This window comes from Sulfurisphaera ohwakuensis (assembly GCF_009729055.1).
GTDB classification, from domain to species: domain Archaea; phylum Thermoproteota; class Thermoprotei_A; order Sulfolobales; family Sulfolobaceae; genus Sulfurisphaera; species Sulfurisphaera ohwakuensis.
The window spans coordinates 2,075,356-2,087,611 of sequence record NZ_CP045484.1 but is presented as its reverse complement, the minus strand read 5'-3'; the positions used below and the strand labels follow the sequence as shown (position 1 = coordinate 2,087,611).

Genomic DNA, 12,256 nt, shown 5'->3' with positions numbered 1-12,256 from the left:
AAGAAAGATTTTTCAACTGTAAATACAGTATAAATAATATGGACACTACTATTGGTGTTATAGGAAATAAAGTTGTTCATGTCATAAAAGAAAATGATAGTGTAAAAACCGCGGCCGAAGAAATGAAAAAGCATAATCTAGGAGCACTAGTTGTGATTGATGACAATGATAAGGTTGTTGGTATAATAACTGAAAGAGATATAGTAAAAGTTGTAGCTGAAGGTAAATTAGATGCTAAAGTTAAAGACTATATGACGAGAAATGTAATAGGAGTTACTGAGGATACACCAATTACAGATGCATTAGAAATTATGTTAGATCATGGATTCAGACATTTACCTATAATAGGTAAAGACGGAAAGGTTATAGGTATAGTATCTATTAGAGATTTATCAAAGGCTATATTAGATCCTCATTTCTTTCAATTTAAAAAAGAAGCTGCCGATGTAAAAGGTTCTGGTTATGTTTGTCCAGTATGTGGTATGGAAATTGATGAATACGGGTACTGTGGTTGTGGTGCAGGATCTGGATAATGTAGAATGATTATATAATTTGCAATATATTTTCTTGTCTCTTATATAATAAATTAGGTTACAAAATTGAAATTTTAATTCGTTAAATCACACTAAAGGGATTAGTACATATTATAGTTGGTTGATAATCTTATTTTTGAGAAAAATGATAGCATTAAAAGATAAGTACAAGTTCTTATTAAACGAGAAACATTGTGCTCATATTTTGTAAATAGATTTAAGTACTTAGAATTCGTTTTTTAGATTAATGATAATATTCTATGCAATAGGTGAAAGAGATAGGGCAAAAGAGTTAGTAAGAATAATTACGAAAACTAGATGGAAAACAGTATCTAAACATGCAATAAAAATTTCTAGTTCTTCTATTGGTGCTTCAGTTGTGATATTCAAACCAACTAAAGCAAGTCTAGCTGTTGCTCTATGGTTAAAACAAAAGGCTGAAGAGTTAGGAATGGTTGCCTTAGTTGGTTGGTTTACTGAAATAACTAATATTCCACCAGATGTTGAAGAAGCCGTAAAAACTGATTTAAATAAATTGCTCATGAAACAACTTGATGTGCCATGGTCGCCGGAATTATCTCATTAGTTAGCTGTACCATTTCATCGCTCTTCGTTATGATTATATAATCTACAACTCCATTTAGATATTTTACTAGTTTTTCAAATCTTTTTTGATCAAAAGTCATAAATGATTCATCAACGATGAAGTATGGAGTTTTGAAGTATTCTTTTAGGGCAACTAATACTAAGATTAATGCTAATGTTGTTCTTTCAGATGATGAAAGCTTTCTAATTTCTAGCTGAGCCCCCATTCTTTTTACTATAAGTCTATAATTATTATCAATTTCAGCAGTGAAATCAAATTCCAGTTCTTTAAGTAATGATGTTGCCATCTCAGTAAATCTCTCTCTAATTACAGTTAATCTTCTAATATATTCTCTTTGTAAATCATCTATTTGTTTTGTTATTTCTTCTATCTGGTTCTGCACAGTAGTAATTTCCTCAAGAATCTTGCTTGAAACTCCTAGAGTTTGCAACTGATATTCTAAGTCTCCCCTCTTTTTCTTTAATTCTTCTAACTTCTTATCAATCTCACTTTCTCCTTCTCCCATAGAATAAATTTCATTTATTTCATTTATTTTTTCCTCTAATTCCTTTATCTGTCTCTCATACTCGGCTATTTGATGTTTAATAGTTTCTATTTTTATCGCTAAGTTTTCTCTTTGAATTTGCTTCTCAGCTAACATTTTTTCTGCTTTTTCTATTTCTTTGATTTTTGCTTCTAGTTCATTTTTCCTAGCTATAGTAGAATTTAGTTCGGTTAAGAGCTCATTTTTGCTTCTATTAGCATTTTCTAATTCCTTTGATATAATGTCCATTCTTGTTTTCCATATAGATGGGTCTACCTTACTTCCACATACATGGCATACTGATGCATGCTCTTTTTCTGATTCTTTAATTTCATCAAGAACTCTATTAAGTACTCCAATTTCTATATCTATACTGTTCTTTTTAGAACTTAATTCTTGTAGTTTTTTATCTAACTCAGTTAATTCACTTCTAATTTTTTCTTTTAAAGTTTGATCTGCTTTTTGCTTAAGCTCCTCAATTTCCTTATCAAGTTTTTCTAATCTAGCTTGGTTATCTCTAAGCTCTTTTTGCCTAGTTTCTACTCTACTCTTTAACTCAGTTAACCTATTTTGTCTTGTAAGAATTATGGTCTGTGCAGCATTTTTCTGTAAATTTTTTCTTTCTCTTTCTAGTCTATCTATTTCCTCATATATTCTTTCTAATTCTCTGCTGATATCTTTAATTTCTTGGTATTTTTTTGTTAATTCTTCTTGTCTTGTTTTAAGTTCAGTTAGTTTTCTTTCTAATTCTTCTTTTTTTGCTTTTAATTCTTGTACTTTAGATGTTTTTGAAATAAACCATTCAACATTTTCATCTCCAGTAATAATTCTAGCTAATAACTGATTCTCTGGAGAGAAATAAGAAAGTAATAGTGCTCTATCATCATCCATTATTAAATTCTTTTCTTCTTCTATTTTGTTCTTTATTCTATGAAATCTTCTATAATATAGTTTGTTATCAAGTTCCACCTCTACATAACCTTCATCACTAAAAACATTTAACAGGTCTGCAGCCGTTATTGAAGAAGTTAAGAGAGAAACTAATGCCTTTGTTAAAGATGTTTTTCCATATGCATTTGGCGCTTTATATAGTGTTAGTCCTTTTTCTACTGATATAGTAAGTTCCCTAGTTATTCCTCCTATATTTGATACTCTAACCTTCATTATGTGCTTTTTCTTTTTATACCTTAAAAATGTTATGCCATATTTCTAATATACTATATATAAATTTATCATATTTTTCTAGCAAATTTATAATAATTTTGATTAGTCTAATATGGCTTGTATTAAAATCTTAGTATCTTGAATAAATAATTTAACCGATTAATCCTTATCAAAATATTGTGAGAAAAGCTATATTTGATACAGATACTGCTAGTGATGATGCAATAGCACTTATGTTAGCTTTAGATTACTTTGAAGTACTAGGAGTTACAATAGTTGCAGGAAATGTAAAATTTGAGAATGAGGTGAGTAACGCTTTATTTACACTAGAGTACTTAAATAAGCCTGATATTCCAGTGTATTTAGGTGCACAAAGACCGTTACTTGGTCAATGGAGAACAGTTGAAGAAGTTCATGGTAAAAACGGTTTCGGAGATTGGGAGTATCCAAGTCCATTGAAGAAACCTGAGAACGAGTTTGCAGCAGATGCAATAATTAGATTATCTAAGGAATACGAAGGAGAATTAGAGATTTTAGCTGTATCTCCTTTAACTAATATAGCGTTAGCATATCTAAAAGATTCAAGAATTATTAATAGAATAAGAAAAATATGGATAATGGGCGGTGCATTTACTAGAGGAAATACAACAGAAATAGCTGAATTCAATTTCTGGGTAGATCCTGAAGCTGCACAAATAGTACTAAATGCTGGATTTGATATAACCATAGTTCCTTGGGAAATAGCAGAAGAGAGCGCTACTATAACAGATGAAGAATGGAATAAAATAGAAGATATTAATACTAAAAGATCTGAATTTTTCCTTAAAGTTAATAGAGTTCTAAGAGAGTACTCTAAATCAGTAGGTTCCAGAGGAAGCGTTCATCCAGATTCGCTAACTGTAACGATAGCCTATGATAATTCTGTTGCTATTGAAAAGGTAAGTAAGTATGTTAATGTTGAGTTATGTTCTAGATCTCGTGGTGCAATGTTAATAGATTGGTATGGTTTAAATAAAAGAAGACCCAATGCTGAAGTAGTAATTAAGGCAGATTCTCAAAAATTTAAGAAGTACCTCTTTGATTCTCTCTCAAAAGCTTAGAGCATTCAGCAATAGCAACGATATTTAATGTTTTTGTATAAATACCCATTTTTTCTAATTCTTCGTATAAAAATTTAAGATCTATGTTAGTTATATCTATTATCTGATTCGTATCTTGACAATAAACATTAATATGTAGATCTCTTTTTATTTCATACCATGTAATTCCATTTATCTCAAATGCATTTAATATGCCAGCCTCAGTTAGTGAATTTAGAGTATTATATACGGTAGATAGACTAATACTAGGTTCGCTTTTCTTTAACTCATTATATATTTGTTCACCGCTAAAATGCCCACCTTTGTATAGTATTCTGAGAATAGATAGCCTTTGAGGAGTAACCTTAAGTCCATGACTTCTTAATATATTAGCTAATTCTACTTCCATCAAGTAGTTACTATTATAACAAAGCCATTTAAAATTTCCTTTATACTCTTTGTTTTTTGGTAACAAAAAAGATAAAAAATAATAATATAAATTAAGTATATGAAAGTTTTAGTCGATATAGCGGTTGAACCCTTAGGTACTTCATCTACGAGTATTTCGAAATATGTAAAAAAGGTATTTGAAATATTAGATAGAAGAGGTATTAGATACTACCCAGCCCCTTCTATGACAACAATAGAACTAGACGATATTACACAATTAGGCTACTTATTAAAGGAAATAAACGATGAACTTGAAAAAATGGGGGTTAAACGAGTTGTAACTTTACTTAAAATAGATGATAGAAGAGATAAAGAAAATAGTATTGATCATAAACTAGAAGTAATTAAAAAGTAGAAGTATATAATTTTAACTCCAGTAAATATTTTCTTACTTTTTCATCGGTAAGAGCTCTAACAATATCAGTAGTTGTAACAATTCCTTTCAATTCTCCATTAGCGCTTACTATAGGTATTCCCTTCACTTTTCTATTAGCCATTAATTTTGCAGCATAGTTCAAATCTTCATTTTCATCCATTACTACAATAGTTGGTGTCATGACTTCTTTTACCTTTATCTTAAGGTCTTTAAATTTTAATACTGGAGCCAGATATAACAAGTCAGTTGTAGTAATAGTTCCGAGTATTTTTCCGTTATCTTCAACAATTAGTCTTCCTATATTTTTTTCTAGTATTATTTTTATTGCCTCATCTAAAGTTGAATCCTTATTTACTGTTATTGGGTTCTTACTCATATACTCACTTACTTTATGAATACCCCTAATTAATGTAGCATAATATTGAGCTAAGTCACTTTTGATAATCATGCCCAGTATTTTTCCTGTATCTGATATCACTATTAATAATGGCGCTTTTTTCTCTATCATTATTTGTGATGCTTCTAAGGGTTCAATTGAACTATTGACTGTTATTATATCTTTTTTCATTGCCTCTGAGACATAAACACTATCTAATTCTCTATCACCCATTTTGTAAATAAAATTAAGGACATCTTTCTGTGATATTGAGCCTAAAGGAATTTCATTCTCATCTGCGACTATTAGCTTAGGTACATACTCCATAGTCATAATTTTTACTGTGTGTAATAAACTATCGTGTGGTCTTACTATTACGGGTTCTCTAATTATGCTCATCAAATTAGTATACAAAATTTAAGTACATAAAAGCTTAGTTTATTATTTGATGGAAAAGTTTAGAGAAATTTTAATTGATATCACTTTATCTTCTCACATACCTAATTATAAGGATCTCTTTTATGAGGGTAAAAAGAAAAGAGATTTGTGTGCTTATTATGATGGTACTTATTGTAAAAGATTTAGAATAACTAACACTAATATCCCTGCAAATTGGATAAGTGGTAATAAAATGAATCCTCATCCTATTATATGTTTTGTATGTCCTCATTTTTCTATTAGATATGAGGAAAAGGAAGTAGCTTTAGACCTTTTTGATATTTTATTATATTATGAAGAATTAAGAGAGACTATAGAAAGAGAAATAAACTTTATTGAAAATAAAATGATGGGGATTAATTATCCTTTATCTTTAAAAAGACGAAGAGACGATCTAATAGCCTTACTTAATGATGTCACAATAAAAATAAAGGTATTAAAGGAATTATTGAGGGTATTTAAATAATGGAAATTTTTACTGACCCAGAAGGGTATAAAAGATGGTATGAAATTCATAATAAGATTTACGAATCTGAGAAGAGACTAGTATCTGAATTTAAACCTAAAAATTGCTTAGATATAGGTGCAGGTCCAGCTATTTTCCATGAAATATTTTCTGGTAATACAATCTCTCTAGATATATCAATTTTTATGCTTAAAGAAATAGGAGAGAAAGAAGATAAAATTCTAGCTGATGCAAATTTTCTTCCTTTTAGAGATAACTCGATTCCTTGTATATTTATCTCTGTAACGATTTGTTTTTTAAATGATATTTCTCTATTCTATAAAGAAGTAGAAAGAGTTACAAAAGAAAGAGTAGTAACTTGTTTTATACCACGTAATTCTACATGGGGTGAATATTATTATGAACTTGGATTAAAAGGGCATAAATATTATTCTCATGCAAATTTCATCAAGAAAGAAGATTTATACAATATACTTAAGAAATTCTTTGAAATATCTACAATTAAGTCTACTTTATTTTTCTCACCAGACGAGCCTGAAAAAATGGATAGAATAGAAGATGGTGATAAAGGGTCTTTTGTTTGTGTTGAAGCTAAAAAGAGGTCGTCGGCCCCTCACTCATCGGTGCTTAACAGCCTCTCATGAGGGTGAATCCTACCAGACCCAATATTTTTATTTTACAATAAGATAATAAATTATGATGAAACGTGCCGTTATAATATATTGGATAATCTTTGTTGCATTTCTTATACCATTTATCCTTGGTAAAAATGTGATTGCGCTAGCCGAAAGTTTTCATGACCTTATTGATGCGCTCACTATTACATTCTCCTATTACGTTACGAGAATAGTAAATAATTCCTCTTCAGTATATACCTATGGATTACATAGACTAGAGGTTCTTTCGGCCGTAATAAATTTGATGATAATAATATTTGGTTCGATTTTTACATTATATCTTTCATTAATTTTTTCTAGTGGTGAATACTCTTTATTAACTATAATACTCTCTATGATAGTAATTCCACTACTACTTTCAATAGAAAATGAAGATGAAAAAGATTTTAACAAAAAATCTGTAGTATTACACTCTCTATTTGATGTCTTATCCTATATAATAGGAGTTTTTGTTCTTATAATATATCAAATAACTTCTATAAATATAGTTATTTTACTGGGAGTAATTTCTATAGTGATTCTTAGCATTTTCATGTCTATAAATCCTTTAAAGCAATCTTTTTTGATTATGCTAGAAGGTTCTCCAATAAATACTAATGAACTAGAAAAGGATCTTAAAGGTATAAATCCAGGGGTTCATCATATACATGTTTGGGCTATATGTGGGCATATCAAGGTAGCAACTATTCATGTTGAAGTTAATGAGAATATGACTGTTAAAGAGATTGATGTAGAAAGGGAAAAAATACAGAGATTTTTAAAAGAAAAATATGATATAGATCACGTCACAATTCAATTTGAGTCTAAAAAAGTTGACTAGGCCACCATTCAATATCTTTCTTTTTTATGTTAAGTAATTGTTGTATTCTCTCTCTATCTTGTCTAGATACTTTAACATCAGTATGAACTTTTAATAATGGGTAGGGATATCCCTTAATGCTTATAGGAGATAATATAGAAATAATATTCTCAATTTCATTGTTAAACATCTCAATTTTCAATATTTTTTCTCCTTCTTTTAATCTGGTGTAAAATGAATAAAATGATACATTTGATAATATGGTAGAAGCCTTTGGCGAAATAATATTTTCACTACTTATCTTTTTTTCAACGCCAATAGTATAACCACAATTCTTAGTAAATAATTCTAATAAGGAGACATCACTTATATTCTCTTGAAATAACTCTGTAGATTTACTATTCTTGGATATCCAAACAAGTTTGCCTTTATATTTACTAATTAACGCAGACATAACTAATTGATTTTCTGCAACTAAATACTTATGCATAAGTTCTTCATCATTTTCCTCTAATGAGTAAATTTTATCGTCCATCACATTAATATCATCTAATAATGATATTTTTGTTGAAAATTTATGCTTACCAATTTTCTTAACTATACTTCCATCAAAGAGAATATATTCAGCTTTATCTCCGTGCTTTAATCCTAATTTTAACTCTAGCAGTTGCATTAAAAGTGATACTCTCTCTTTAGCCATATTACCAGGTCTTAAAACGCCAATCAAAGCTTTAGAATCTATAGGAGTAACATTAAATCCTTCTGCTTTCACAATTTCAGCGTTTACTATATAAACTATTCCAGAACGTAATTCTTTGATCCACATTCCACCGTCTATTGCTAATACGGTAGAAAGCTTGCCTTGAATTTGGCAGTATTCCTTCCACTTTTCTTTTATTTTTTCTTTTAACAAATTATTGGAGGTCTCATCTAACAAACTAATCTGTTTTTCAATTTCATTTTTTCTAGATAATAATAGCTCGTAGACATCCTTAATCATTGTTTATCACCTCAACTTTACTAGAATCTCCTCTCTTTTCTAACCTTATAATATAATCTCCAGCTTGTAATAACTCTTCATCATGGGTCACTACAATAATTTGGGGTACTACTTCAACTGTTGATCTAATTATGTCTATTAACTCTTTCTTTCTATACTCATCAAGATTTACTGTGGGTTCATCTAAAATTAGAAATCCTACTTCGTTCATAAGAGATTTCGCAATAGCTAACCTTAATGCTAGGGCTATTGAAACTCTTTCTCCTCCGCTTAATAGATTAACAGGGAGTCTTTGACCAGAAGTAGTATATGCATAAATTCCATTCTTATCATTAAAATCAACCTCAACTCTGGTAAATGATAATTCAAATCTAGATAAAATACTATTTAAAGAATCTTCTACCAAGCTTTTTACAGTATTCATTAAATAAGCCTGTAATTTATCCTCTGCTAAATGCTCTCTTAACTTTTTGAGTTTATCGTAAGCGGTAATTAATTTTTGTTTATTTTTTAATTTTTCTTCATAATCTTTTATTTGCTCTTCTAATCTTTTAATATCATTTTCCAGCACCTCTTTTTTACCTAATAATTCACCTTTTTTACTGTTAATCTCGCCAAGTATTTTTTCCAGCACCTCTTTTTCTCTTTTTATTTGCTGAAACCTATTAGGATCAAAATTCAAAAGTTGAAGTTCATCAGTTAGCTTCTTAATTTCTTCTTCGTTTTGCTTAATTTTTTGTTTTGCTGTTTCGATTTTAGCTAATAATGTATCTAATTCACGCAGCTTATTTTCCTTTCCTTTTATTTCTTGTATTCTCTTTTCAATATCTCTAATTTTCTGGGTTAAGTCAGTATTATAATATTCTCTTACCTTATTCATAATTTCTTCTATTTCATTTTCTAATTCTACTTTCTGTCTTTCTAACTCTCTAATCTTCTCTTCAGTTACATCGTAATACTTCAAGTACTCCTCATATTTTGGTTTAAGAGTTTTTTCTTCATCTTTTAATTTTATATATTTTTCATGATATGTACTTAGTTGTTCTATTTCATTTTCTATTTCTTCTATTTCTTTTTTTAGTTCTTGTTGTTGGGTTAACAAATTATTATAATCTGCTAAGTTCCTAATCGCTATATCCTTTTCTTTTGACTTTTTATTTATGATCTGATTTAATTCTGAAATTAGCCCATTTATCTTGTTTATTTCTAATTTAAGTTTTTTATTTAATTCATCTAATTCTTTCAACTTTTCTGTGATTTCGTTTTGTATTTTCCTTTTATGATCATCAGAAAGTTCTCTGCCACATACTGGGCATACATTTCCCTTAACTTGATTTAAATTTCCTAGAAGTTTATTTAACTCTTCAATTCTACCTTTTATTTCACCTAGTTGGCTAGCTAATTTTTCTCTTTCCTGGTTTTTATTATTTAAATCCTCATTTAATTTTTGTAATTCCTTGTCTAATTCTTCTATATTTATGCTAATTTTTTTATTTAAAATTTTATTCTCAATTTCACTAAGTTTTATCTTTAAAGACTTTAATCTATCAGAAAGAGAATTAAATTTTTGTTCTTTTTCTTCTAACTCTTCTAGTTCTCTTTTAATCTCAATATATTTTTTATAATCTTCTTCTAGTTCTCTTTTTCTCTTTAATTTCTCTTCTAGTTCAGCTAAGTTTATCTTAATCGTTTTTAATGATTTCTCTTTTTCTTGGGCTAATTTAATTTTGTTCTGAGCTTCAATTATTTTTTCTCTCTCCTCTATTAATTTATCTTTTTCCAGTACATCTTTCTCTATTTTTTCTCTCTCCTCTATTAATTTATTTTCATCTTTAATTTCCTCTCTCAATTTGGAAATATCGTCTTTAAGTTTACTTAGGAGTGATACAAGTTCTACATATCTTTTCTCTTTTTTTTCTTCTTCTTCGTTTAATTTTACTATTTCTTCATACCTCTTCTTTTTTTCTTCTTCTTTTATATTTAAATCCTCTAGTTCTCTCTTTATATTTTCTAGTTCTTTCTCTTTTTGAATTTTTTGATTTTCACTTTCGTTTTTGTATTTTTCTAAGCTCTGAAGCTCAATAATTTTATTATTTATTTTATCCATTACTTCTTTTATAGGTCCGTTAGAATCTCTAAGCTTTTCAATTTTGTCAATCTTTAATATTTTTTTGGTTACATCTGGTAGATTTTCGAACACAGACTCAATTTTACCTTGACCTACTATTATAGTAGATTTTAATACTTCTTCATCTAGATTAAGTAACTCTTTTATTTTTTGAGATACTGTAGTAGCACCTCTTGCAACCGTTCTCCTTGTTTCATTAACTAATTCAGAGATCGTATCTTCCGATGTATATTGATTTGGAGCATTTCTTTTTATAACATAAATTTTACCTTTAGTTTCTAGGTATAAAGTTACAGTAGCTCTACCTGCTCCTCGTTTTATTAGATCTTCTTGTTTCTTTGCATCTCTTAATGATTTCCTAAATAAACTAAAACTTATTGCATCAATTATCGAGCTTTTGCCTGCACCATTATGTCCTATTATAACGTTAACAGTTCCCTTAAATTCTATTGATGATCTTTCATGACTTAAAAAATTTTCAATGTCAATCCTTCTTATTATCATTTTCAACACCAATCATTTTCATTAATTCTTCCTTAACATATTCTCTTTCATCAGCTCGGTTAATTATATCAATTATTATTCTGGCCTCAGTCTCTGAAAAATTAGCAATTTTAACTAGATAATTATATATTAGATTTTCTATTGTAGTATCTGTAGGTAAATCAATTTTAACATCTTTTTCATCTTTCTCTTTTGTATTATCTTTATATATTCTCCAATAAGGAGCAAAATTATTAATTTCTTGTAGCTCTTTCATTAAGACATTTTTAGGAATAGACTTTCCTTCAAGTATAATATGAAATATGGGTTTTTTCTCATTTTTTGTATCATATTTTTCTCTTAACTTTCTTATCTCCTCCTTTAGATTATTAGTGTTTAAAATTACTACATATTGCTTTCGAACATCTATGTTAATTTTCTGGATCGAAGGTATATCACCAGAGAAATCTATGAGCGTTGCACCCTTTCCCTCTTTTTCATATCCTTCTATTTCTTCTTCTCTCAATATATCTGGTGAACCAGCTATCTCAATAATTCTTCCGCCATCAAGCTGAAACACCCTTCTTGTATGAAAGTGACCTAAAGCATAATAGGAAAAAGTTTTAGGTAAATCGTCTATTTGTATCTGCCAAGCTCCCTCATAGGGTAATACCTCCTTTAGACCTTGATGTAAGAGTAATATACTTCTCTTATTTTCCGGTTTTAATCTAGAAAGTAATTCTTTTAATCTCTCCTTGGCAACATTTGGAACATGTGAAATACCATAAATAGTAATGTCACCTAATTTATACGGTGTGTCTGGTTTAGACAAGAATTTAATTAAATCAAATTCTTCTAATATTTTCTGAGGATAGATAGCTGTAAACTTTTTTGGACTATCATGGTCTCCCGCAATAACTATAAATGGAATTCCAAATTCTTTTAACCTTTTAAGTTCTCTTATAGCTACTATTTCTGCCTTATTTGGCGGATCATTTATATCGAATAAATCACCAGTATGTATTATGCCATCTACATGCTCTTTAATAGCGATATCAACAAGTTGTGAAAAAGTATCATACACATCTTGTTCTCTAAAGTCAAGATTGTACTGTCTCTTACCCAAATGCGTATCAGAAATATGTAGAATTTGCATT

Annotated in this window: 13 protein-coding genes; 7 read left to right on the top strand and 6 right to left on the bottom strand. The window is 29.0% G+C overall.

Annotation, left to right across the window (positions count from 1 at the left end; all coding sequences use genetic code 11):
* Window positions 1–38 precede the first annotated feature (38 nt).
* Both D1869_RS11570 and D1869_RS11565 read left to right on the top strand, forming a co-directional pair.
* Window positions 39–533: a CBS domain-containing protein gene (locus D1869_RS11570; protein ID WP_156015215.1), complete on the top strand. Its 495-nt coding sequence runs from the start codon at window positions 39–41 to the stop codon at window positions 531–533.
* A 247-nt stretch (window positions 534–780) separates the two neighbouring features.
* The gene (locus D1869_RS11565; RefSeq protein ID WP_010980197.1) at window positions 781–1,119 is read left to right on the top strand and encodes a hypothetical protein; all 339 of its coding nucleotides are present in this window, start codon (window positions 781–783) and stop codon (window positions 1,117–1,119) included.
* Here the strand turns inward: D1869_RS11565 and D1869_RS11560 are convergent.
* Window positions 1,073–2,827, bottom strand: a complete 1,755-nt coding sequence (locus D1869_RS11560) for an archaea-specific SMC-related protein (RefSeq protein ID WP_156015214.1) — start codon at window positions 2,825–2,827, stop codon at window positions 1,073–1,075. The genes D1869_RS11565 and D1869_RS11560 overlap by 47 nt on opposite strands.
* A gap of 179 nt (window positions 2,828–3,006) precedes the next feature.
* On the opposite strand from D1869_RS11560, the gene D1869_RS11555 reads away from it, so the two are divergent.
* Complete coding sequence (locus D1869_RS11555) at window positions 3,007–3,927, top strand: nucleoside hydrolase (RefSeq protein ID WP_156015213.1); 921 nt, start codon at window positions 3,007–3,009, stop codon at window positions 3,925–3,927.
* Here the strand turns inward: D1869_RS11555 and D1869_RS11550 are convergent.
* Window positions 3,890–4,315 (bottom strand): Fur family transcriptional regulator, encoded by a 426-nt coding sequence (locus D1869_RS11550; protein ID WP_156015212.1) that lies wholly within the window; start codon window positions 4,313–4,315, stop codon window positions 3,890–3,892. The two genes, D1869_RS11555 and D1869_RS11550, sit on opposite strands and share 38 nt — an antisense overlap.
* 99 nt (window positions 4,316–4,414) lie before the next feature.
* Between D1869_RS11550 and D1869_RS11545 the strand changes: the two genes are divergently transcribed.
* Window positions 4,415–4,711 carry an MTH1187 family thiamine-binding protein gene (locus D1869_RS11545; protein ID WP_010980193.1) on the top strand — a complete coding sequence of 99 codons (297 nt, stop codon included), beginning with the start codon at window positions 4,415–4,417 and terminating at the stop codon, window positions 4,709–4,711.
* Here the strand turns inward: D1869_RS11545 and D1869_RS11540 are convergent.
* Window positions 4,701–5,507 (bottom strand): CBS domain-containing protein, encoded by an 807-nt coding sequence (locus D1869_RS11540; RefSeq protein ID WP_156015211.1) that lies wholly within the window; start codon window positions 5,505–5,507, stop codon window positions 4,701–4,703. The genes D1869_RS11545 and D1869_RS11540 overlap by 11 nt on opposite strands.
* Window positions 5,508–5,556: 49 nt before the next feature.
* Between D1869_RS11540 and D1869_RS11535 the strand changes: the two genes are divergently transcribed.
* Genes D1869_RS11535 through D1869_RS11525 form a run of 3 tightly spaced genes read left to right on the top strand, consistent with a single transcriptional unit; the run spans window position 5,557 to window position 7,509 of the window.
* On the top strand, window positions 5,557–6,012 hold the full coding sequence (locus tag D1869_RS11535) for a hypothetical protein (RefSeq protein WP_156015210.1): 456 nt from the start codon (window positions 5,557–5,559) through the stop codon (window positions 6,010–6,012).
* Entirely contained in the window at window positions 6,012–6,656 is a 645-nt protein-coding gene (locus tag D1869_RS11530) for a methyltransferase domain-containing protein (protein WP_010980190.1), read from the top strand. The genes D1869_RS11535 and D1869_RS11530 overlap by 1 nt, the downstream gene beginning before the upstream one ends.
* A gap of 55 nt (window positions 6,657–6,711) precedes the next feature.
* Window positions 6,712–7,509: a cation diffusion facilitator family transporter gene (locus tag D1869_RS11525; RefSeq protein WP_184650983.1), complete on the top strand. Its 798-nt coding sequence runs from the start codon at window positions 6,712–6,714 to the stop codon at window positions 7,507–7,509.
* Here D1869_RS11525 and nurA read toward each other — a convergent pair.
* From nurA to mre11, 3 genes are read right to left on the bottom strand one after another with little or no spacing between them, the layout of a single operon-like run.
* Window positions 7,493–8,488: a DNA double-strand break repair nuclease NurA gene (gene nurA, locus D1869_RS11520; protein WP_156015208.1), complete on the bottom strand. Its 996-nt coding sequence runs from the start codon at window positions 8,486–8,488 to the stop codon at window positions 7,493–7,495. The genes D1869_RS11525 and nurA overlap by 17 nt on opposite strands.
* Window positions 8,481–11,120, bottom strand: coding sequence for a DNA double-strand break repair ATPase Rad50 (gene rad50, locus D1869_RS11515; RefSeq protein WP_156015207.1), 2,640 nt, complete (start codon window positions 11,118–11,120; stop codon window positions 8,481–8,483). Before rad50 ends, nurA begins: the two co-directional genes overlap by 8 nt.
* Window positions 11,101–12,255: a DNA double-strand break repair protein Mre11 gene (mre11, locus tag D1869_RS11510; protein WP_156015206.1), complete on the bottom strand. Its 1,155-nt coding sequence runs from the start codon at window positions 12,253–12,255 to the stop codon at window positions 11,101–11,103. The genes rad50 and mre11 overlap by 20 nt, the downstream gene beginning before the upstream one ends.
* Between the last annotated feature and the right edge of the window lies 1 nt (window position 12,256).